This is a genomic window from Acinetobacter sp. A2, from assembly GCF_048537555.1.
Classification (GTDB): Bacteria; Pseudomonadota; Gammaproteobacteria; order Pseudomonadales; family Moraxellaceae; genus Acinetobacter.
Genome location: NZ_CP183239.1, coordinates 858,980 through 882,806, shown reverse-complemented (window position 1 = coordinate 882,806; position 23,827 = coordinate 858,980). Strand labels below are relative to the sequence as shown.

The following is a 23,827-nucleotide window of genomic DNA, read 5'->3' as shown; positions in this document are numbered from 1 at the left end:
TGCTCAGTTTTCATCCTTATTTAACGCCAAGCTTTTAATTTAGAGCTATGCCCAATGCCCACATTAAAACAATTGGTCGGATCCAATTTTTGATAATGCTGCTTTAAGGCAGGCTTCGCCACATATAAATGCCCAACATTATGCTCTGCAGGATACTCTGCCCCACGTGCATCAAGCAATGACCACATTTGATGTTCCATCGCCAACGGGTCTACGCCTTTTTTAATAATATAGTCCTGATGAAAGACATGACATAAAAAATGACCATAATACAACTTATGTATAATCGCCTGCTCCAACTCTTCGGGCAAGGTTTCAACCCATTGCTGATCATTACGTCTTAACGCAATATCTAAAGCAACAATGTCTTCCACTTCATTTCGATGTGTATCACGATAACGAATTGCAGCACCTGCCACTGCAAAGCGATGCAGAAAAGCCTTGCGGCCTTCATCTTCATTACATAGAAAAAAACTGCCGGAATTGCGCGTGATAAAATAATCCATTAAAAACTGCTGTACTGCCGCAACATCTTGCTGCTCAATGCGCAAAATTAAATGATGTTCATACAAATCACGAAATTGGTTCATGCGTTCTGGTAAATGATTTGGCAGTAGTTTCGTGAACATTTGCAAAACTTTATCCGACAATCCACGCATGCCCCAACGGGTTAGAAAACCATCAACTTTGTCTTTCATGGCAAAAGCTGCAGGTACTTTACTGGTGCCAAACTTCTCGATAAACAAGAAGCTGTCTTTGCCATATTCTGCACCAATGTCATAGGCATCTCGATGAATATACTCGCCAGCAATCGGTACACGCGGCAAATCACGTAATAAAAAACGGCGAATCGCGGTTAAATCATCCTGCTGATTGCTGCCGATATAAAACACCTGACTCGGAATTTTCTCAAACGTATCCAAACGCACTGCAAACACACAGACTTTACCTGCCGAACCCGAAGCTTCAAACAAACGGCTCGGGTCGGCATTAAACCGTGCAGGCGTATCGGCATCGACTTGGGCAACATCATGCACGTAACGCTGATCTGAAGCACAACAATGTTCCGAATATTCAATATCTTCAGGGCGATATTGTTGTTGCTCAAGTTTGGTTAAAATTTCTTCTGGCGAGTTCCCTAAATTCACCCCCAAATGATTGATGAGTTGCAACTCGCCCAGTGCATCGACTTGTGCATATAAGGCCAACTCAGTATAGGCAGGACCACGTCTGACCAATGCACCACCTGAATTATTACATACCCCGCCCAACACTGAAGCGCCAATACAAGATGAACCAATGACTGAGTGTGGCTCACGCTGATGCGGCGCCAATTGCTGTTCCAAAGCATCCAATGTTGCACCAGGCAAGCAAATCACTTGCTTGGCATCGTTGATGAGCTGAATACCTTTTAAACGTTGGGTGTTGATCAAAATTACAGGACGATCATAGTCATCACCAAAAGGGGTAGAACCACCCGTGAGTCCAGTATTGGCGGCTTGCATAATAATAATGCAATCTGCTGCCACAGCCACTTGTAACACTTGCCACTGCTGCAATAAAGAACCTGGCGTGACCACCGCAAAAACCTGTCCTTCGCCAAAACGTCGCCCTTGACGATATAAACGAGTATCTGATTCATGGGTCAATACATGCGCTTTTCCCACAATATCGACCAAGTTTTTGAGGGTTGCTGCAGCATCAAATTGTGTTGCAGAAGAAATTGTCTGTGGCATAGTGTACAAGTCCTGAAACAAGGTGAAAAATACAATTAAGCGATTCAGCCAAATGCATCGGTTGATGGATTGATCGCTCCTGTTGGCAATTTAGCCTTTCAGTTCACGCTCAAGTTGTACCAAGCAATCTGAGTTAATCGCTTGAATGTTTTTAGCACCCGTTAAGGTCATTGCGACTCGCATTTCTTTATCAATCAATTCGAGTAAATTACTCACACCCGCCCCACCTGCTGCACCTAGTGCATAAATAAAGGCACGTCCGAGCATACAAGTATCCGCACCCATCGCCAACATGCGCACCACATCTAGGCCATTACGAATACCTGAATCCACTAGAATTTTTAGATCTCCTTTTACTGCATCGGCTATTGGCGGTAAAGCACGTGCAGTCGAGAGCACACCATCTAACTGACGACCACCGTGATTGGACACCACAATTCCATCAGCCCCAAAACGAACAGCATCCTTAGCATCTTCTGGGTCTAAAATGCCTTTAATGACCATTGGGCCATCCCAGAATTCACGAATCCACTCCAAGTCTTTCCATGAAATAGATGGGTCAAAGTTATTGCCTAACCAGCCAATATAATCTTCAAGTCCTGTTGGTTTGCCTAAGTATTTAGAGATATTGCCCAAGTCATGCGGACGACCTAGTAAGCCAACATCCCATGCCCAGTTTGGATGCATCACTGCCTGCATATAGCGGCGCATAGCAGCATTTGGACCACTCATGCCCGAATGTGCATCCCGATAACGTGCGCCAGGCACAGGCATATCTACTGTAAAGACCAAAGTTGAACAGCCTGCTGCTTTAGCACGTTCCAAAGCATTACGCATAAAACCACGGTCACGCAATACATATAATTGAAACCACATTGGCCGTGAAATGGCAGGTACCACTTCTTCAATTGGACACACCGACACTGTAGATAATGTAAACGGAATACCCTTTTTGTCTGCTGCTACCGCAGCCTGTACTTCACCACGGCGCGCATACATGCCTGTTAAACCGACTGGCGCCAAAGCCACAGGCATCGACAAAGTTTCATTAAATAACGTGGTTTCTAAACTTAAAGCCGACATGTCATTTAATACACGTTGGCGCAAGGCAATTTGTGAAAGGTCTTCTACATTTCTTTTTAGCGTTTGTTCCGCATACGCACCTCCATCTATATAGTGAAATAAAAATGGCGGTAAACGGCGTTTAGCTGCTTCGCGGTAATCATTCGCAGAAGAAATAATCATGGCGCTATCCTGTTTAATCGACTCGCACGCTGACGACGCGCATCTTCCTCGTCTATCATGCGTACTTGTTGAACTACAAATTCAATATGTCCACACACTGCCGCACGGGCAGCTTCTGGATCCTGACGTTCAATTGCATCCATCACTTGAAAATGCTGATCATGCAACTGATCGAAACGGTGGGCTTCGGTATAAACTTTACGTCGACCCAAAACCACGTTGTATTGCAACAAATCAAATAAGCCGCGCATCATTTGAATAAGCACCAAATTGTGCGATGCCTCGGCAATTGCCAAATGAAACTTGGCATCGGCAATTGCCGCCTGATCATCATCACCCAAAATTTGAAAATGGGCGATTTGCTCATAACAAGCACGGATTTTTTTCAAATCCTCAGCGGTTGCCCGCTGTGCGGCATACCATGCCGTACCACCTTCAAGCACCATTCGTGCTTCCTGCACATCAAAACGATAAGCAGGATCTTCATCAATCAGGTTACTTAAAGGCTGCACAATTTGATATTGCGACCAATTGGTTGGCAGCTGTTGCAAAAAAGTACCCGCTCCAACTTTGCTGACCAGCATGCCCTGACTGGTCAATTGCTGAATAGCCTCACGCAAAGAGGAACGGGAAACCCCGAGTTGTTCACACAACTTTCTTTCGGCAGGCAATCGGTCTCCGACTTGCATCTGATTTTTTTCAACCAGTGTGCGCAGGTCTTGAACAACTTTGTCGGAAACTTTCATGCGGCTATCCTCTTGTGCATGTGGTTATGGAATCATCCATGGGAACACATAAGCTTGTAGAGTGATAATAATACCGATCATTACGGTGAACGTGATACTGTGTTTCACGGTAAAGCGGAATAAATCCGATTCTTTTCCGACTAAACCGACTGCCGCACAGGCAATTGCAATCGATTGTGGTGAAATCATTTTGCCTGTTACTCCACCACTGGTATTGGCAGCAACCAACAGAACTTCTGGCACACCAATTTGCTGTGCAGTTGTGGCTTGCAAGGCAGCAAATAAGGCATTGGCTGATGTATCTGAACCTGTCAAGAACACTCCAATCCAACCTAAAAATGGCGAGAAGAATGTAAAAGCATTGCCTGTGTGTGACAAAGCCAGTGCCAAAGTCGCAGACATGCCTGAATAATTGGCAATAAAAGCAAAAGCCAACACCATTCCAATCGAATAAATTGGTGTTTTTAGCTCGTTGATGGTTTCTGCAAAGGTTTTGACAGCTTCACGTGGTTTCATTTTTAAGTAAATGATGGTGATGACAGCCGCAATCATAATTGCAGTCCCTGTTGCACTCAGCCAATCGAACTTAAAGATCGCATCGTAGTCTTTGACATCTGCCACTACAGGCGGCATTTTTTGCACCAATTGATGTAAAAATGGCACCTTGATGGAAATTACCCAGTCGTGCATTGCCCCATCTTTGGCAAATAAATCTTTAAACGGTTTGATGCTCCAAATGGTGACCATCACCGTTAACACTGCAAAGGGTGACCATGCTTTAACAATCTGCCCCATGCTGTATTTTCGCTGTTGTTCTGCAACCAAGTTGGCATCCACTTTTGTGTCTGCATCGCTAAAACGGAAAATGTGTTTTGGCTGCCAGAATTTAAATAAGACCGTTAAACTAATCAAAGAGGCAATTGCAGCTGTAATGTCAGGTAACTCAGGCCCAACAAAGTTAGAGGTCAAGTATTGTGCAATGGCAAAAGCACCACCACCCACCAACACTGCAGGCCAAGTTTCTTTCACACCGCGCCAGCCATCCATAATTGCCATAATCCAGAACAGCACAATAGGCACCATAAATGGTAACTGACGCCCCACCATCTGGCTAATTTCCATGGTTTCTACACCCGAAACCTGACCCGCCACAATAATTGGAATCCCCATCGCGCCAAACGCAACCGGTGCAGTGTTCACAATCAAACATAAACCCGCAGCGTATAGAGGCTTAAAGCCCAAACCAACCAATAAAGCTGCAGTAATTGCCACTGGCGCCCCAAAGCCCGCTGCACCTTCTAAAAATGTCCCAAACGCAAAGCCCACCAGTAGCATCTGGAGACGCTGGTCTTCTGTAATAGACAGAATAGACGAGCGAATAATGTTAAATTGTCCCGTTTTAACGGAAATTTTATATAAAAATAATGCGCCAATAATAATCCATGCAATTGGCCATAAACCGTAAAAAAAGCCATATACCAATGAAGCAAAAGCCATCGGTGCCGGCATGCCATAAGCAAATAACGACACCAATAATGCCAAAATAACCGTAATGGTTCCCGCAACACTTCCTTTTAAGCGAAATACCGCCAATGCTAAAAAGAAAAAGATAATCGGGATTAATGCAATAAGACTCGAAATCCAAATATTTGCCATTGGATCATAGATCTGTTGCCAATGTTGAAGCATTGTCATCTCCTTGAAATGCTCACTCAAACGTAAACATAGGTCTAAGCATAGAGGTAAAGTTCTAATTTTGGTCTGACCAATATTGAGATAAAAAAACACCAAAACACTCAATATCGCGCACAAATAATAATTTTATTCATTCAAATGTCAACATTGGTCTGATTTATTATTTTAATGGTCATACCAATTATTATGATAAATATGGATATCCCTGCACGCAAAAATCGCTAGCAGAAAAATTTAAACTTTGTTTTTTCTGTAGTTTTTAAAAGGAAGGAAAAACCAAATTTATTCGGCACAGCCTTATACAACTTTCGTCTAATACAGTAAAATACGTGTGCTTTCTTCTAAGATGAATTGAACGCTTGATCAAAGGAATCATGGATAAATTCAGCTCAAGTGGCCGCTATTCGGCTTAAAAACATGTGGATTAAAAGAATTTTTTAGACAAAAAAATAACGCCATTATTGACTGCAACAATGGCGTCATCGTGTATTTATAACAGCAACTCACACCTTACTGTGGCTTAACCTGTCACCACGTTCAGGCGCTTTAAACGCGAAATATGCAAATCAATTTGCCCTGCAATTTCAGGTAAAATTTGCTTTAAAAACTGGCTATAGTTCATTGCATCTTCTGCTCTTAATACGCCTGCTTGTACCAATTGTTCCTGCTGTAGCAACATACTTTGTACACGGTTTAAATCAGGCTTTTGCCCTTGGCTTAAACCTGTACTAATTTGCTTAAAGCCTAAATACAACTGATCACGTTGCTGGATTAATTGCTGCATTTCAACTGCAGATACCGCAGCACGCTCTAGCATAGCGTTTGTTTCCAGTACATTTTCAGATTCATCTGAATATAGACTTTGCGTTGTTTCTATCTCTGTGGAAGCCGTGTTCGGTTTCACCCACACTGTTTCCGAAACAGTCTTATTCGGTGGTTGAAACACATACACCACGGTAAACAACACCGCGACCGCCAAAACAAAAAAGCCAATACCGAGCCATCGAGTCCCATTCATGTGCATGCTCCATAAGCAAACCATCCTAAAATGCGCTCAATTCAAATATCGTCTTGAGCGCCTTAGCATGCTTTGCCTGTTATGATCGGCTTAAAAATTACGGCGTCGACCAATCGCTAGGAGCGTAGCCCAAACGCACCCGTTGTGGATGATTGCCTACAGGCACGCTACGCACTTTTTCACCTGTAGCGAAGTCAATCACGGTCACTACATCAGTTTCACTTTCTGAAATCACACAGCTTTTTCCATCAGGACTACGAGTTGCCCAATACGGTTTACCCGCCGCAATTAACTTGCCTGCTTTTAAGCTTTGACGGTCTACGATGGTCGCATAATCATCCATCGTGCCTGCTACACATAGTTTTTCACCATCAGCGCTGATAGATAAACCATGATGACGTGAATCATTGACCCATTTGGTGCGGTCTTTCGGAATCGTACTGCTACCTGGTAACTGTGCAACACGTGTCACCTTATCGGTTTTTAAATCATATTCAACCAAACCATTGAAGAACGATACCTGTGCATACAATTTGCTTTCATCTTTACTCAAGACCATAGGACGCACAGAGTTGGATAAATCTTTACGTCCAAAAGCATCTAAAGCAGGTCTAAAATCAATTTTTTTCAGAACTTTATAAGTGTTGGCATCGGCAATGGTAATTAATCGCTTACCTTTGGTGAAATCTTGCCATTGTGCATCCATCGAGGTTTCTACATTGCCAATTGCAGAGTTTAAAATTTTGCTTCCACCTGCAAAGTAAATATTTTCATGCGGTTTATCTCCCGTGGAGAAACGCCCCAATTCTTTACCCGTATGAATATCTAGAACATGCACCACATTCCCAGAAGATGCCGATACTGCTACACGTTGACCATCTGGCGAAACAGCCATGTGGTCGGCACGAAAACCTTCTACAGGGGTACGCCAGTTGATTTTTCCTGTTTTAATATTGATAGAGACGACATCAGCAAAACTTGGACGCGATGCCACAATAGACTGACCATCTGGCGTGGAGTACATGTCATCCACCAGTTGATCATTGCCCTCGCCTGCGGTTTGCTGAATGTAGGTATAGGCAATTAGTTTGATAGGGTTCAGATGGATTTCCAGTAGCCGTTGTTTCCGATCGGGAATCATGTTGACCACCCCAATTTTGCCAAAATCTTGCGATGGACGAATCACTGTTACTGTTCCATCCCAGTTATTCCCCACAAAAAACACCTGTTGTGTATTTGGCGGCTGTGGCAAATTACTGGAATCGGCATAGCTTTGTGCACTCACTGCAGCGCTTAAAGCAAGCACGGTTTTGCAAAGATATTGCAGCATCTTGTTTGAATAATTCATGTGTATGTTCTCCCTGAACGGCAAAATGCATGTTGTTGTTTTTATTTTCACGTGTGTTTTTACGTCATTTTTATTGTTGACTTCAGTTGTATTTGAATAGCGTATGCTTCATTTTCTTCAGCTTATTCAATGTGCATAGCATACGCATATTGAATATTTTGCGTCTACCACTACAGCCAAACTATCCGATAGCAGACCAACTTTCAGATAAACTGAAACACTTAGCTTAAAGTGAGCAATGTTCAAAACCTTACTCACGACTACAACGACTATTCATACAAACAGCCCTACTTTTCGCAATTTTCTATCAACAGCAAGCCATAAAAAAGCCCTATCACAATGACAGGGCTTTTTTAAAAGTTCACGACAACTTGCTCAGCTCTGGTCGATCAGTCTCGGCAAAGCATCAATCATTGCACCGAGCCAAAGTGTTGCAACTAAGCCAAGTTATTTTGACTTTTGCAAGCGCAGTGCATTAATCACAACTGACAATGAGCTGAGCGACATAGCCACGGCAGCAAACATTGGGGTGAGTAATAAACCCGTGATTGGGTAGAATACCCCTGCAGCAACTGGAACGCCCAAACCATTATAAACAAAGGAAAATGCAAGGTTTTGTTTCATGTTTTTTACCCCCAGTTTGGCCATGTGAATTGCATGTGCTACACCACGAATATCTCCTTTAACCAAGGTCACTTGTGCAGTTTGCTTGGCAATATCGGTACCATTCCCCATGGCAATCCCCACATTGGCCTGTGCCAGTGCAGGTGCATCATTAATACCATCTCCCGCCATCGCAACAATTTTACCTTGGGCTTGATACTGTTTCACAATTTCAAGTTTTTGCTGTGGTGTGCAGTTACCGTGTACATGCTGAATACCCAATTCATTCGCCACTAATTGCGCATTTTTCTCGTGGTCACCTGTTGCCATCACCACTTCAATACCATCTGCAATCAGTTGATCAATCACCTGATGCGCATTGTATTTTAATGCGTCATGGATGGAAATGTAGGCCAGAACTTGTGTCGAACTTACCAAGAAACTGATTACATTTCCTGCAGAGCGTTGCTGATCCATTTTGGTTTGAACCTCGGAACTTAAAGATAGACCTAACTGTTCAATCAGTTTTTGACTGCCTACATAATAAGTTTGTCCTTCAATTTCACCTTTTACCCCAAAGCCTGATACATCTTCAAACTGTTCAACTTTGCTCAACTGCGTTTGTGGTACCAATTGGGTTAAAGTCTGTGCAATCGGATGGGTTGAAAATTGCTCCAGCGAGGCAATCCATTGTTCTGCCTGCGTTTGAGTCAAGTCACTGCTCAATACCTGAATTTCTTTTAAACTTGGCTTACCTTCAGTCAATGTCCCTGTTTTATCTATAATCAAGGTAGTGACCTTACTCAAGGCTTCAATTGCTTCGGCATCTTTAAACAGTACGCCTTTTTGTGCTGCACGTCCTGTCGTTGCCATGACCGACATCGGAGTAGCCAAACCTAAAGCACATGGGCAGGCAATGATCAGTACCGCCACCGCACACATTAGTGCTAAATCAAATTGTGCCTTGCCAAAAATCATCCATGCGATAAAGGTCAGCAAGCTAATTACTAACACACTCACCACAAAGTATTTAGCAAAGATATCGGCCAAGCGTTGCAACGGTGCTTTAGAGCGTTGTGCTTCTGCCACAGTCTGAATCATTTTAGCCAAAGTGGTATTACTGCCCACCGCAGTGGTTTGAATACGAATACTTCCCTGCTGATTGACAGTGCCACCAATAACCTGATCATTCAGCTCTTTTTTCACAGGTACAGGTTCACCCGTCATCATAGCTTCATCGACGTAGGTTTTACCCTCTACCACCACGCCATCTAATGGAATTTGCTCACCCGATGCAATTTGCAAAATATCACCTTTTTTGACCATGGCAATATCTACTTCGGTGATTAAATCACCCTGTACCAATTTGGCAGTATTGGCTTGAAGTTTTAACAAAGACTTTAATGAATCTGCAGTTTTGGCACGTGCTTTTAACTCTAAAATTTGCCCGAGCAAACTTAAAGACACAATCATACAAGCAGCTTCATAGTAAACCGCAACGCCATGCCCTGTTTTAGCTTCCATCGGAATCACACTTGGGAAAACTGTAGCCACCACACTGTAAATAAAGGCAGCCAACACCCCAACGCCAATCAAACTCCACATATTTAAATTGCGGGTTTTATAAGAGCTAAAGCAACGTTCAATAAACGGTTTACCCGCCCAAAGCACGACTGGAATAGATAAGACCAGCTCAATCCACGGTTGAATATGCTGTGGAATAAAGGCATGAATATGCGAACCCATCGCCAAAATAAAGACGATTAGGGTCAGAGGTAAAGTCATCCAGAAACGATGACTAAAATCCACCAGTTCAGGGTTCGGGCCTTCGTCCAAGCTTGGTTGCATTGGCTCTAAAGCCATACCGCAAATTGGACAGGTACCCGGCCCTTTTTGAATAATTTCAGGGTCCATTGGGCAGGTGTAGTCCATATCTGCCGCACCTTCAGGCACAGGACGCTGATCGGGTGGAATTAAATAAAATTCTGGATCATGCGTAAATTTATCTAAACAAGATGTGTTACAGAAATAATATGTCTGGTTTTGATAATCAGTTTTTAGGTCTGTGCTCACATCTACCGACATACCACAGACAGGGTCAATTTCGGTATCACCACTCACCGCTTGTGTAGAACCACAACACCCCATTTTAGGTGCAGTTTCAACATTTTTAGGTGCACAGCAAGCTGAACTTTGTGAAGTCGAAGCAGGTTCCACCTTGCTAGATGAGCCGCCACAACAAGTACTTGTTTTGATAGGAGCAGCTTTTTCTGTATTACAGCAGCCACTTTTTGTACTGAGATATTGCTCAGGCTGCTGCTGAAATTTGGTCAAGCAGCTCGCACCACAAAAATAATACATCTGCCCTTCATACGTGGTGTGTGGCTTATTTAAATCTGTCACGGTCATGCCACATACTGGGTCAATATAACTTGGCTGTGTTACCACATCTGTTTCTGGCGTATTACTACAGCCACAACCTTTGCTTACAGGCATTACTGTAGTTGCTGTTTTTTCTTTACCTGCGCAACAAGTTGAAGATGCTGCTGTTACATCAGTACTTTGCGCTGTATTCGAGTCAGTGTTTTGCATACTGGTTTGATTTTGCACACTTGTACCCTGCTGACGATACATTTCAGGCTGTGCAATAAATTTTTTCTGACAATGTTCACTGCAAAATAAATAGCGTTGCTGCTGATGTTCGGCATCGACATCATCTACAAAAAATTGGGTGTTTGGTTTTACCTGCATGCCACACACGGGGTCAATGCTGAATACCTCAGTGGCTGTTTGCTGTTTTGAGCAGCAAGATTTTTTATGTTGTTCGCTCATCTTACTTACCTACTCTGCAGATTCATTTGTGGTAGCATAAAGACTGTACCTAGGTACGGAGTCAACCCTTTTTATGAGGTTTTTATGCTCACCATTGGAAAACTTGCCAAACATTGTCATGTGAATGTGGAAACCATCCGCTATTATCAACGTATTGGTTTATTGCGTATTCCTGAAGTACAAGGCAGCTATCGTTATTACAGCGAACAAGACATTGAAACCCTAAACTTTATTCAAAAAGGTAAAGATGCAGGCTTGCAATTGAATGAAATTCAGGAATTATTGCAATTACAATTAGATGACCGTGAGCAAGTGCGGCATGTGATTGAACAGCGTTTGGCAAAAATTGACCAACGTATTCATGAATTGCAGGCTTTAAAAAACCGTCTTGTGACCTGGATTGACCATTGCAAAAGTACCCAAGATAGTAATTGCCCTATTTTGCGTGAACTGAAAAATAAATAGTCAATCTTGTAGTGTTTAATTTTGGCTCAAGGTGCCGCTTTAATTTTTACCCATAAGGATCAGTTTGAATGCAGTTGTCGGAACTCAAAACTTTACGCAAACAACTTCGACAACAGCGCAGAGCTGTGACACGCACACAACAGCAGCAAGCCCAACAGGCCGTTTTGCAGAGTCTTATACGCTTCCCAAAATTTCAGCAAGCACAAAAAATTGGCCTCTATTTACATGCTTTTGGTGAAATTTACACCAAAAACATCATTGAATATTGCTTTGCTCAAGGTAAGCAGGTGTATTTACCCATCATTTGCAATATGAATCAGCGTTTACGTTGGGTAGGCATCAGCCAACAGCAATACCGTAATCGACGCTTTTCGCATCATCCATTAGGTATGCAGGAACCCATGAGCAGTCGTGGTTTGGCAGTCACCCACCTAGATCTTGTCCTGATGCCATTACTCGCCTGCGACATACATGGCACACGCATTGGGATGGGGGGTGGTTATTATGACCGCACTTTGGCTACGGCTCCTCGCCATCCCTATCGTTTAGGTCTGGCACATGATTTTCAGTTTATTCAGGCAAACTTGCCACGTGAAAGTTGGGATCAACCCTTAGATGCCCTGCTCACACCACAGCGGTTTTTACGATTTAAGCGTTAAAAAAATGAGCAACTGGGCGTTATTTTCAGTCATCACCGCAGATAAACAGCGAATACATTGGCCTGAATTGATCATTTTGACTGAGTAGATCAATTTAAAATCACATATTTAGCTACTTTTTAAACAATTTGTGTTGACCTGCCCTTGTATTTTAAAAAATACCCATCACTATTAAAAACATGGCAACACCGTTGTCACTCATTAGGAGTGCCCATGTCTGAAATTATTATGAATCAAGAAACCTTAGAGCCTCAGGTTCCAAGTGTATTACCGCTTTTAGCGCTACGTGATGTGGTCGTTTATCCGCACATGCAAATTGCGCTATTTGTAGGTCGTGAAAAATCGATCAATGCAGTTGATGTGGCTCGTAACAGTGACAATCTAGTATTTGTAGTTGCGCAAAAAGATTCGCTTACAGAAGAAATTGATCACGACAATTTATATCAATACGGTACTGTCGCGAAGATTGTGCAAGTTGTGAATCACGAAAATGATGAAAACTGTATCAAAGTGCTGATTGAAGGCTTATACCGCGCCAAACTCGAAAAAATTATTGATGAAGACGCGTATTTGACTGCTGAGCACAGCTTAAGCCCAATGACTGTGGCGATGGATGAAAACACTCAAGCCACTCGCCTGCAAGAACTACGTGCCCTATTTGCGCAATATGCAGAAGCAAAATTACGCAATGCACGTGAGCTGATCGCAGCAGCCAATAAAATTGATGACTTATTACAGTTATTGTTCTTTGTTGCCACACGTGTGCCGTTGAATATTGATGTGAAGCAAAAATTCCTCGAACACGATGAATTTGAAGCACACTTAACTGAATTGATGACGTATCTCTTGCAACAGTCTGAAGAACAACAGATTGAGCAAACGTTGCATGACTCAGTGAAACGCCAGATGGAAAAAAATCAGCGTGAATACTTCTTGAATGAGAAGATGAAAGTCATTCAACGCGAACTGTCAGATATGAATGGCGGCGCAGAAGATGATGTCGCTGAGATTGAAAAACGTTTGGCTGAAGCGGACTTGCCTGAGCATGTACGTAAAAAAGCAGAAGCTGAGTTCCGTAAACTTAAAGCGATGCAACCTGCGTCTAGCGAAGCGGCAGTAGTGCGTAACTATCTAGAAGTCATTTTAGATACACCATGGAACAAAGCCAGCAAAGTCAGCATCAACCTGAACAAAGCTCAGGAAATTTTAGATGCCGATCATTACGGTCTAGATGAAGTCAAAGACCGTATTGTGGAATATCTTGCTGTGCAATCTCGTGTGAAAAAGCTCAAAGGCCCTATTCTGTGCTTAGTTGGCCCTCCAGGTGTAGGTAAAACTTCTTTGGGTGAATCGGTTGCCAAAGCAACAGGCCGTGAGTTTGTGCGTATGGCTTTGGGCGGTGTGCGTGATGAAGCTGAAATTCGTGGTCACCGTCGTACTTATATTGGTGCGATGCCAGGTAAAATTGTGCAGTCATTGACCAAAGTTGGTGTAAAAAACCCACTGTTCTTGCTCGATGAAATTGACAAAATGGCACAGGACTACCGCGGTGACCCTGCTTCTGCTTTGCTTGAAGTACTTGACCCATCACAAAACAACAAGTTTAACGATCACTATTTAGATCTGGACTTAGACTTGTCTGAAGTGATGTTTATTTGTACTGCCAACAGCATGAACATTCCTGAAGCTTTACTAGATCGTATGGAAGTTATTCGTCTGCCGGGTTATACCGAAGATGAAAAAGTGAATATTGCAGAACGCTATCTTGTACCGAAGGCCATCAAAAATAATGGCTTACGTGCTAAAGAATTGACTGTTCATGAAGAAGCGATTCGTGACATCGTGCAACGCTATACGCGTGAAGCAGGTGTGCGTAGCCTAGAACGTGAAGTGTCAAAAATTGCCCGTAAAGTGGTTAAAGAAGCGGTCAGCAAAAAAGCTAAAAACCTAGAGATTGATGTCACTTCTCAAAACTTGCCAGACTATTTGGGTCCACATAAATTTGACTATGGCATGGCAGAAGAAGAAGCAGAAGTCGGTCGTGTAAATGGCTTGGCATGGACTTCAGTGGGTGGTGAATTACTCACCATTGAAGTCGCTACCATGAAAGGCAAAGGCAATTTCATTACCACAGGTTCATTGGGTGATGTCATGCAAGAGTCTATCAAAGCGGCCATGACCGTCGTGCGTACCCGTGCTGACAGTCTAGGCATTGAAGCGACTGTATTTGCTGAAACTGATGTTCACGTACACTTACCTGAAGGTGCAACGCCAAAAGATGGCCCATCGGCAGGTTTGGCACTGACTACAGCATTGGTATCTGCCTTCACAGGTATTCCAATTCGCCCTGACATTGCCATGACAGGTGAAACTAGCTTGCGTGGACGTGCAATGCGCATTGGTGGTTTGAAAGAAAAACTGCTTGCAGCACACCGTGGCGGCATCAAGTTGGTCTTCATTCCTCAAGAAAACGTGCGTGACTTATCTGAAATTCCAGACAATGTCAAAGAAGGCTTGGAAATTAAAGCTGTGAAAAGCATTGATGAAATCTTGCCTTTAGCACTGACCAGTATGCCAAAACCTTTGACTAAGGCTCCAATTGTGAAGCCTGTGGCAGCAGGTAAAGCAGCACGTCACTAAGTCAACGGCCTGCTTGAACATAAGAACTTCACAAAAGAGCACTTCGGTGCTCTTTTGTTATTAGAACTATAGGTTTATAACAAAAATATTTTTCTTAATTTTTAAGCTCTTAAATTTTATTTCACACCATTTGCTTGAAAAAAAGGCTAAGCATCCACATATATTTAAGTAAGACACATCGCGCTGTATGTTTCTTATTTTTGGGTCTGTATGGATAGACCCATTTTAAATTGATCTAGCAGCCTTAAATTATAGCTTGCTTTATGGTCTGGTCATCCATATCTCCAGGTGGATGACCTTTTAACCGCAGTCCTAGTACTATTCAGGGCTGCGTTTTTTATGAATGAAGATTATCCGATCAAGGCTGTAATACCTGCTGAACCAAGCCATTCACCACAGCAGCCATTTTTTCCACATTCAGCGTTTTAACCGTGTCCGCAGCGCTATGTCGTTGCGGATTGCGATAGCTGCCTGTATCGGTAATTAAAATGGCTGGAATATCATATTTCCAATAATTTAACTGATCTGAAACATCCATGCCTTTTACAAAGCTGGGAGCCACCACACGCTCACATTGCAATTGATCCAAACGCAACATGGCATTGCAATAAGCCAAGCTTAAATCACGCGACTGCATATTGCTGAATGCCGCAATAAAATTGCCATGACTTGGATAAATCCACTTTAAACCAATCGGGTAATTCTGTACCAAATTGCTATCATAATAGCCAATCATATCCAGCACATAGACTGCTCGAATCTTTTCTTTTTCGGCCTGTACCGATTTAGCATGCACAAAACTGCCCATCAACTCCGTTTTAAAAAATGGTGGCTCCGCCAAGGTATAAAAGACAAACTCAACATTTTGGCTCAGTTTATTTTTTTCCTGTGCCAAAATTCGGGCTGTTTCCAGTACCCCAGCCACGCCAGAAGCGTTGTCATTTGCACCCTGCTGCTGTCCATACACATCGTAATGCGCACCAAAAATTGTTTTTTTAGCCGCACCTACATTTAATTTGCACACCACATTGCGGTAAGTTTGTTGATTGACCGTATAATTCTGAAACTGACAGGGTATGCCAAATACACGCATCTGTTCTCGAATCCAAGCCGACACGCGATTCAGCTCGTTTACGTTTTTATGGTGTCGATACTGCTCGGAACTGCCAATGCCCTGCTGCCCAATCACTTGCTGTAGATATACGCTTAAATTCTGTGGCTCTGCTTCTGAATGTGTCTTTCCAGCAAATGCTGGAGAGATCATGCCAAACATAGCAATGCCAAGCATGCCTAAATTTAAACGCTGAACATGTAAAGCACGCATTGTGATGATTCCATTCCAAAATAAAGCCCTGAGGATTGCTGAGTATTAAAGCAACAGCCTGTTGGCAAATTCAATTGCAAATTGTGTCGTTACACAGCGCTTGTGTTGAATCATGGTTATAATGCAAGATTCTTAATACAGACCACCTGCACTCGCTTATGAAAATTCGAATTCTGACCATCGGACAAAAAATGCCAGCTTGGGTGTTAACTGGTTTTGAAGACTATTTCAAACGCATTCAACCCTTTGTTCAGACCCAAATTGTCGAACTCCCAATGGCAAAGCGAGGTAAAAATGACTCTGAAGCTGACATTTTGAAATATCGTCAAATTGAGGGCGACAGTATTTTAAATGCAATGAAAGCCAATGAAGTGTTGATTGCGTTAGAAGTCGGTGGCAAAGAATTTAGTACTGAAAAACTGGCAGACACCATGAAAGGCTGGATGCTAGAGGGTAATGATGTGGTCTTGGCAATTGGTGGTCCAGATGGCCATTCTGAAGCGGTACGAAAAGCCGCAGCTTGGCATTGGTCGCTGTCTAAACTGACCTTACCACATCCACTGGTTCGTGTAATGCTCATTGAACAGCTATACCGTGCCATGAGCATTAACCACAATCATCCTTATCATCGTGCAGGTTAAATACGATCATTTAATTCATCTTTGAGATACCGAAACATCTTCAATTCAAGTGACGTTGCAAAGCTGCAACATAGCGTTGAATAAAAGTACATTTCACTCATCTGCTTTTTTTGAGATGCTAGCAAGGCACAGGCTTTTAGGGATTTTGGCATGAACTTACAGACATTACCCGGTTTATTTATCTCGCATGGTTCACCCATGTTGGCACTCAATCCTGAACAGGTTGGGCCTGCGCTGCATCGTTTAAGTTCTAATTTGCCAACACCGCAGGCCATAGTCGTAATGTCTGCACACTGGGAAAGTAATTCTTTAGAAGTCAATACAGGTATTCGCCCTGAAACATGGCATGATTTTCGTGGATTTCCAGAAGAATTATACGCCCTACGCTACCCTGCTCCGGGCTTGCCAGAACTTGCCGAAGATATTTTACAACGTCTGGCAGATGCAGGCTTTGCTGCGCATGCCAACAGCACTAGACCACATGATCATGGGGTGTGGATGCCGTTGTTGCACATGTATCCCGATGCCAATATTCCTGTAATTGCAGTTTCGCTGCCAATGAATATGAGCGCAGAACAGATTTATCAGATTGGTCAAAGCCTTGCGCCTTTACGTGAGCAACAAATCTTGCTGATCGGCTCAGGCAGTATTACCCATAACCTACGTGAATTGTCATGGCACACGGCTGATGCAACTGTACCTGAATGGGCCTCTAGCTTCCGCAACCGTGTGGTACAGCATTTAGGCCACAGTGACTATGATGCAGTGCTCGACTGGCAAAATTTACCTTATGTTGCGCGTAATCACCCAACCCTTGAGCATTTTGCCCCTTTATTTTTTGCGATGGGTACGGGAGATCGTTTTAGTATTGTGCACAGCAGTTTTAGTATGGGCTCACTTGGCATGGACATTTACCGTTTTGATTAAGCCCTAACCTAAACAGGTGAAAAAGTATTATTTTAAATGAGCTATGTTTTGGATTTTGACGACAACTTATAGCGAGTTTTAGCAATTTGAAAATCTGAGTCCCATAAAAAACCGATGCAATCTTGCATCGGTTTTTTGAAAGTCTATTTAAGCGAATAGCTTAGAATACACCTTGAGACAGCATTGCATCGGCAACTTTTACGAAACCAGCAATGTTCGCACCGTCTACATAGTTAATAGTACCATCTTCTTGAGTACCGTATTTCACGCAGTTACGGTGAATTTCTTTCATGATTGCATGTAAGCGCTCATCAACTTCTTCAAACGTCCAACCTAAACGGATTGCGTTTTGAGACATTTCAAGACCAGAAGTTGCCACACCACCCGCATTCGATGCTTTACCTGGTGCGTATAAGATTTTCGCTTCTACGAATTTCTCAACAGCTTCTAAAGTTGAAGGCATGTTCGCACCTTCAGCCACACAGATTGTGCCATTCGCAAGTAAAGTTGCTGCATCATCACCATTCAACTCATTTTGAGTTGCACATGGTAATGCGATGTCACACTTGATCCCCCAAGGACGTTGACCTTCAAGATATTCAAAACCGTGTTTAGACGCAAATTCAGAAATACGACCACGTTTTACGTTTTTAAGTTCCATTACTTCACAAAGTAATTCTGGTGTGAAACCTTCTTTTACGTACACAGTACCGTTTGAGTCAGAAAGTGAAACGACTTTCGCGCCCAAGTACATCGCTTTGTCTGCAGCGAATTGTGCTACGTTGCCTGAACCTGAAATTGCAACGACTTTATCTTTGAAGCTATCGCCACGTGTTTTGAGCATTTCCTCAGCGAAATACACAGTACCGTAACCCGTTGCTTCTGGACGCGCCAAAGAACCACCGAAAGACAAACCTTTACCTGTGAATACACATGAAGTGTCATTGCTGAGCTTCTTCATCATACCCGCCATGTAACCTACTTCACGGCCACCCACACCAATATCACCCGCAGGGATATCTGTGTTAGAACCTAAATGACGGTATAACTCGATCATCAACGCTTGGCAGAAACGCATGATTTCGCCTTCAGACTTACCTTTAGGGTCAAAGTCTGAACCGCCTTTACCACCGCCCATTGGCAATGTAGTCAAAGCGTTTTTAAAGGTTTGTTCAAAACCTAAGAATTTTAAAATAGATAAGTTCACTGAAGGGTGGAAACGCATTCCCCCTTTAAATGGACCAATTGCTGAGTTGTACTGTACACGGAATGCACGGTTTACATGAGTTTGACCTTGGTCATCTACCCATGAAACGCGGAATTGAATCGCACGCTCAGGCTCAACCAAACGCTCAAGCAAACCATGTGCTGCATATTGAGGGTTCTTTTCAATGAATGGCCAAAGGCTAGTCATTACTTCTTCTACAGCTTGTAGAAACTCTGGTTGATGTGCATCACGTGTTTTAACGTAATCTAGGAATTCGTTAAGGCTGTTGTATTTCAACGCTTAATCCTCAGCAGAAAATGGATCAAAATTGGTCAAAATTTCAATCAATGATATATTTTGGCGCAAAATATTAAATATCTTTTGTTAACAATCTACAATAGTTTTTTTCAAAAAACTTTAAAACATTTGTATTTTCATAAATTTAACTTATTTTTTAGCGTGTTAAGCCTATAAGTTAATGTAACAAATTAATTCATAGTTTTGAGCATTTTCGCCCAAAAAGCTAGCAGCAATTGTACTGAATTTGCGCACAAGCCTAAAAGCAGAAATCGTGCTAAAATCATCGACCTAGAATTTTGACCTCGTTTTATCTTCCGTTTTTCTACTGCTGTTTAGGCGGTATTGGTTTGTCCATGAATTCGCAAATTGCCCTGATCCAAAATATTGATGCGCTGCTTCCACAAACCCAATGCGGTTTATGCGGGCATCGTGATGGTTGTTTACCTTATGCCAAAGCGATCGCTGAAGGTGAAGCGGCCAATAAATGCGTACCTGGTGGACAACCTGTTGCGGATGCCTTGGCAGCTTTATTACAACGGCCTGTATTGACCGCAGAAGCCAGTGTTTGGCCTGTGCAGGCAGATGGACGTCCACAACGTATGAAAGCGCTTATACGTGAAGATGAATGCATTGGTTGCACCAAATGTATTAATGCCTGTCCTGTAGATGCAATTTTAGGTTCAGGCAAACTTATGCATAGTATTTTGACCGACTTATGTACAGGTTGTGAACTCTGTATTCCACCTTGTCCAGTCGATTGCATCGATTTAGTTGAAGATACTCAACCCTTGCTGTCCGAAAGCGCACGTGTGGCAGAACAGCATGATTTACGTCAACGCTATTACGCACACATTCAACGTGAAGAACAACGTCGTTTGCACCGTAAAGGCCCTGTGGTACGTGCAGAAATTGATACAGAACTGTTTGCTCAATTTACAGCACAGGCAAATGTGGCTGTACCTGTGATTGAATTACCTGTGCAAAAAACAGAGCAAATTTCCACAAACGATGCGCAAACCACCATTGAACTTGCAAAATTACGCACTCAAATTAAAAAGTTAGAAAAACAACTGAGCGTGCGTGAAGATGAGAAAAAACGTGTCATGCTTGCCAATTTACAACAACAATTACGTGAATTAGGAGCATAAATATGTCCTTAAAAAGCACGACCTTAAAAACCAAGCCCGTTAAAGAAGCGTCAAAAAAAGCGGTTACGGTCAAAGAAAAATCTTCAAAAAACATGACCAAAAAACAGATTCAGACTTTTTTTGAACGCTTGCGTGAGCAGCGCCCTAACCCAACCACTGAGCTGAATTTTTCCAATCCTTTTGAATTATTGATTGCCGTGACTTTATCGGCTCAAGCTACGGACGTCAGTGTCAATAAAGCCACTGACAAATTGTTTCCCGTTGCCAACACGCCTGAGGAAATTTATGCCTTAGGTGTAGATGGCCTAAAGGAATATATTAAAACCATTGGACTCTATAACTCCAAAGCAGAAAATGTCATTAAAACCTGTAAAATTCTGATCGAAAAACATGGCAGTATCGTGCCGAATAATCGAGCCGATTTAGAAGCCTTGCCCGGCGTGGGTCGTAAAACAGCCAATGTGGTGCTAAATACCGCTTTTGGACAACCGACTATGGCCGTAGATACGCATATTTTCCGCTTAGGTAACCGTACAGGTTTGGCTGTGGGTAAAAATGTTTTAGAAGTTGAACACCGTCTGATTAAAGTTATTCCTAAAGAATTTTTAATTGACTCGCATCATTGGCTGATTTTGCATGGCCGTTATTGTTGTATCGCCCGCAAACCTAAATGTGGGGAATGTGTGGTGTCTGATGTTTGTAATTGGCCTGATCGTTTTGCATTTGGTGCACATCGCAGTATTACAATGCACGAAATCTAGCTTGAGCAATCTCTAACTAAGCGTTTCAATAAACAGACTGTGCCAAACAACGAAGACAATGTGGATAACTGTGCAATCTATACACAATCACAGCATGAATAAATCTATTTATCTTCAGGGTCTGATGTATGAGATGACTGCTCGCTTTGTTGTTGCTTCAATTTCGGATGCAGTTGATAGTGATTGCCAGTTTTCTTCTCTGCTAAATCTTGCGCTTGCGTATTGCGCAACAATTTATAGCTCACAAAAATAAGAAAGCCTAAAACAGCAATACTTGCCAATAGCATGATAATTACAGCAGCATGTTGCAAAGCACTCTCCAAAGTAAACACAAATAAAAAGAGCCCTAATATGAATCAGGACTCTTTTAAAGTCAAAATAAGCTCGGTGTTTTCACACGATTTTATTTGAAGGCCAAATAAAGCTTATTTTGATTGATCTAAAATTGCAAACAAATCTGCTTGAACTTCTTCAATTGGACGAAGACCATTCAATTTGTTGTAGCTTGGTGCATTTTCGCCAGAAGCAGCACGACCTTGATAGAAGCCAACCAATTGCTCAGTTTCTGAGTGATAGGCTTTTAAACGCTTACGAATGGTTTCTTCTTGGTCATCAGGACGTTGTACTAAGTCTTCACCTGTTTCATCGTCTTTACCTTCCACTTTTGGTGGATTGTAAACAAGGTGATAGATACGACCAGATGCAGGGTGCTGACGACGGCCAGACAAGCGCTGTACGATTTCTTCGTCTGCAACATCAATTTCAATCACGTGATCGATATTAATGCCTTCGCTTTCCAATGCTTCAGCTTGTGGAATGGTACGTGGGAAACCATCAAAGATACAACCGTTCACACAGTCAGGCTGCGCAATACGTTCTTTGACTAGACCAATGATCAGCTCATCTGAAACCAAACCGCCACCATCCATGACGCTTTTAGCTTGTAGACCTAATTCAGTACCTTCACGAATTGCAGCACGGAGCATATCACCGGTTGAAATTTGTGGGATATTGTAGCGCTTACAGATCAACTGAGCTTGTGTACCTTTACCTGCTCCAGGTGGTCCGAGTAAGATAATGCGCATAAAAAAACATCCTCATTTTAACAATGTATTTGACACTCGTTGCATGTCAGAACAGTCGCTCTTCACGCAGCCAGCATCTATTATAAGAAAGCGACAAACAAATGTATTAAACCAGCAAAAAAGCCAGTTACACCACCCAAAACAATTAGAATCCACTCATCTTCCTGAAAGGCAGGTCGTAATAGATTCTGGAATTCTTTTGGTGTCAGTTCACGAATACGATCTCTGAACATTTGATAGATTTTCTGTGCACGGCTCGCATTAAAGGCAGGGTCGCATACAGGCACCATCGTAATTTCAATCGAACGATCAATCAAGTCAGTCTTGAGTTTGGCATACTCTTTTGGCCCCAAAGACAACTGTAAAGAGGTACGAACCAATGGTGTTTCCATAATTTCGTTGATGTGGCGTTTGACAATACGGCGGGTTTTGTCTTTTTTACTGCCATACATCATTTCAGTCATAATCGATTTTAACGTAATCAGATCTTCTGTGACTACCGTTGCAAACACATCCGAGACTTCTTCTTGGCGTTTCATGAACGCACCCTGAATATTATAAGTCCCAATGCGTGGAATCACTGGCTTAATCCATGGAAATTGACGATTTTCAGTCAATTTAAAGAACTGCGGATATTTCACGTAATGTGGTTCGACTGGGTTAAATACCATCCAAATCGCAATCCAGTTGGTCAAGAAGCCCCAAATAGCCGCCCAGAACGGTACAGTCCAGTGCCACGGCACAATAAACCATACAATCATCTGGAAAATACCAAACACCATGCCAATTAATGCGCTGATATGCCAAATAAAGTTAATTTCTTTTTGACCAACTTTCAGGAACATGCGCACCATTAAACGGCGGTCACCTTCCATTTGACTAACCACCATTTCACGCATATCTACCAAGGATTCTACATTTAGGGTCAGTTCAGTAACCAACTCTCTGAGCACACCCGGTAATTGCTTATGCGCCTGTGCATAAATACGGCGTTTAATCGAATACGGTAGGTTTTCCCAAAGCACAGCATTGCGGTCTAACATGACCTCATCAATTAAGTGCTCAAGTTCAAAACCCACTTGCTCACCAATAATACGCGCCATATCTTCAGGGTCCATAGCATTGAGAAACTCACGCAATGAACCTAATTTTGACAATGTGTTATCGGTAATGATGCCTGAAATACGCCCTGCTTTACGCGGTACAATCCCCTGCCATCCCACAGGAATAGGCCCAAGGTGAAAGCCCCAAAAGCTAATTGGATAGAACACCATTTTTAGTGCCATCCACACGTGCGCCCAAGTCACAAAAGCAGTCACAGGAATAATACTGAGCACGGCCCAAAAATCTGGACGATTCAAAAAGGTTTGCCACAACTGATTGACGTACTCAAGCATGCATTTTTTCCATATTTAGTTCTAATTACAAGATTCTAAAGTAGTTAAAA

General features: G+C 42.6%; 19 protein-coding genes. 7 read left to right on the top strand and 12 right to left on the bottom strand.

Features of this window, described 5'->3' with window-relative positions:
• Window positions 1-20 precede the first annotated feature (20 nt).
• The 7 genes from dld to ACNS8M_RS04105 form a co-directional block, all read right to left on the bottom strand.
• Window positions 21-1,736, bottom strand: coding sequence for a D-lactate dehydrogenase (dld, locus tag ACNS8M_RS04135; protein WP_035311162.1), 1,716 nt, complete (start codon window positions 1,734-1,736; stop codon window positions 21-23).
• A gap of 90 nt (window positions 1,737-1,826) precedes the next feature.
• Window positions 1,827-2,981 (bottom strand): FMN-dependent L-lactate dehydrogenase LldD, encoded by a 1,155-nt coding sequence (lldD, locus tag ACNS8M_RS04130; RefSeq protein WP_016659249.1) that lies wholly within the window; start codon window positions 2,979-2,981, stop codon window positions 1,827-1,829.
• On the bottom strand, window positions 2,978-3,727 hold the full coding sequence (gene lldR, locus ACNS8M_RS04125; protein WP_005179260.1) for a transcriptional regulator LldR: 750 nt from the start codon (window positions 3,725-3,727) through the stop codon (window positions 2,978-2,980). Before lldR ends, lldD begins: the two co-directional genes overlap by 4 nt.
• 24 nt (window positions 3,728-3,751) lie before the next feature.
• Window positions 3,752-5,422 (bottom strand): L-lactate permease, encoded by a 1,671-nt coding sequence (gene lldP / locus ACNS8M_RS04120; RefSeq protein ID WP_419225186.1) that lies wholly within the window; start codon window positions 5,420-5,422, stop codon window positions 3,752-3,754.
• A 520-nt stretch (window positions 5,423-5,942) separates the two neighbouring features.
• Entirely contained in the window at window positions 5,943-6,440 is a 498-nt protein-coding gene (locus ACNS8M_RS04115; protein WP_004970693.1) for a hypothetical protein, read from the bottom strand.
• Window positions 6,441-6,537: 97 nt separating this feature from the next.
• Window positions 6,538-7,788 (bottom strand): YncE family protein, encoded by a 1,251-nt coding sequence (locus ACNS8M_RS04110; protein ID WP_419225185.1) that lies wholly within the window; start codon window positions 7,786-7,788, stop codon window positions 6,538-6,540.
• A gap of 447 nt (window positions 7,789-8,235) precedes the next feature.
• Complete coding sequence (locus ACNS8M_RS04105) at window positions 8,236-11,223, bottom strand: heavy metal translocating P-type ATPase (protein ID WP_419225184.1); 2,988 nt, start codon at window positions 11,221-11,223, stop codon at window positions 8,236-8,238.
• 84 nt (window positions 11,224-11,307) lie between these two features.
• On the opposite strand from ACNS8M_RS04105, the gene ACNS8M_RS04100 reads away from it, so the two are divergent.
• From ACNS8M_RS04100 to lon, 3 genes are all read left to right on the top strand, one after another.
• Window positions 11,308-11,688: a MerR family transcriptional regulator gene (locus ACNS8M_RS04100; RefSeq protein ID WP_168417816.1), complete on the top strand. Its 381-nt coding sequence runs from the start codon at window positions 11,308-11,310 to the stop codon at window positions 11,686-11,688.
• Window positions 11,689-11,756: 68 nt separating this feature from the next.
• Window positions 11,757-12,347 (top strand): 5-formyltetrahydrofolate cyclo-ligase, encoded by a 591-nt coding sequence (locus ACNS8M_RS04095; protein ID WP_419225183.1) that lies wholly within the window; start codon window positions 11,757-11,759, stop codon window positions 12,345-12,347.
• A 213-nt stretch (window positions 12,348-12,560) separates the two neighbouring features.
• Window positions 12,561-14,987 carry an endopeptidase La gene (gene lon, locus ACNS8M_RS04090; RefSeq protein WP_419225182.1) on the top strand — a complete coding sequence of 809 codons (2,427 nt, stop codon included), beginning with the start codon at window positions 12,561-12,563 and terminating at the stop codon, window positions 14,985-14,987.
• A 358-nt stretch (window positions 14,988-15,345) separates the two neighbouring features.
• Here lon and ACNS8M_RS04085 read toward each other — a convergent pair whose 3' ends face one another.
• Window positions 15,346-16,311, bottom strand: a complete 966-nt coding sequence (locus tag ACNS8M_RS04085; protein WP_419225181.1) for a M28 family peptidase — start codon at window positions 16,309-16,311, stop codon at window positions 15,346-15,348.
• Between the two features lie 158 nt (window positions 16,312-16,469).
• Here ACNS8M_RS04085 and rlmH point away from each other — a divergent pair, with 158 nt between their 5' ends.
• Together rlmH and ACNS8M_RS04075 are read left to right on the top strand one after the other, a co-directional pair.
• Window positions 16,470-16,952: a 23S rRNA (pseudouridine(1915)-N(3))-methyltransferase RlmH gene (gene rlmH / locus ACNS8M_RS04080; RefSeq protein WP_168417820.1), complete on the top strand. Its 483-nt coding sequence runs from the start codon at window positions 16,470-16,472 to the stop codon at window positions 16,950-16,952.
• A gap of 150 nt (window positions 16,953-17,102) precedes the next feature.
• Window positions 17,103-17,879, top strand: a complete 777-nt coding sequence (locus tag ACNS8M_RS04075; protein ID WP_419225180.1) for a dioxygenase — start codon at window positions 17,103-17,105, stop codon at window positions 17,877-17,879.
• A gap of 160 nt (window positions 17,880-18,039) precedes the next feature.
• On the opposite strand, the gene gdhA is transcribed toward ACNS8M_RS04075, so the two are convergent.
• Window positions 18,040-19,383 carry an NADP-specific glutamate dehydrogenase gene (gene gdhA, locus ACNS8M_RS04070; RefSeq protein WP_168417822.1) on the bottom strand — a complete coding sequence of 448 codons (1,344 nt, stop codon included), beginning with the start codon at window positions 19,381-19,383 and terminating at the stop codon, window positions 18,040-18,042.
• A gap of 356 nt (window positions 19,384-19,739) precedes the next feature.
• Here gdhA and ACNS8M_RS04065 point away from each other — a divergent pair, with 356 nt between their 5' ends.
• Both ACNS8M_RS04065 and nth read left to right on the top strand, forming a co-directional pair.
• On the top strand, window positions 19,740-20,534 hold the full coding sequence (locus ACNS8M_RS04065) for an RnfABCDGE type electron transport complex subunit B (RefSeq protein ID WP_168525442.1): 795 nt from the start codon (window positions 19,740-19,742) through the stop codon (window positions 20,532-20,534).
• A gap of 92 nt (window positions 20,535-20,626) precedes the next feature.
• Window positions 20,627-21,295, top strand: coding sequence for an endonuclease III (nth, locus tag ACNS8M_RS04060; protein ID WP_168525458.1), 669 nt, complete (start codon window positions 20,627-20,629; stop codon window positions 21,293-21,295).
• Window positions 21,296-21,399: 104 nt separating this feature from the next.
• Here the strand turns inward: nth and ACNS8M_RS04055 are convergent, their stop codons facing one another.
• The 3 genes from ACNS8M_RS04055 to ACNS8M_RS04045 all read right to left on the bottom strand — a co-directional run bounded on the left by ACNS8M_RS04055 (window position 21,400) and on the right by ACNS8M_RS04045 (window position 23,777).
• Window positions 21,400-21,606 carry a hypothetical protein gene (locus ACNS8M_RS04055; RefSeq protein ID WP_168525456.1) on the bottom strand — a complete coding sequence of 69 codons (207 nt, stop codon included), beginning with the start codon at window positions 21,604-21,606 and terminating at the stop codon, window positions 21,400-21,402.
• A 114-nt stretch (window positions 21,607-21,720) separates the two neighbouring features.
• The gene (gene adk, locus ACNS8M_RS04050) at window positions 21,721-22,380 is read right to left on the bottom strand and encodes an adenylate kinase (RefSeq protein WP_168525440.1); all 660 of its coding nucleotides are present in this window, start codon (window positions 22,378-22,380) and stop codon (window positions 21,721-21,723) included.
• An 80-nt stretch (window positions 22,381-22,460) separates the two neighbouring features.
• The gene (locus tag ACNS8M_RS04045; protein WP_419225179.1) at window positions 22,461-23,777 is read right to left on the bottom strand and encodes a hypothetical protein; all 1,317 of its coding nucleotides are present in this window, start codon (window positions 23,775-23,777) and stop codon (window positions 22,461-22,463) included.
• Between the last annotated feature and the right edge of the window lie 50 nt (window positions 23,778-23,827).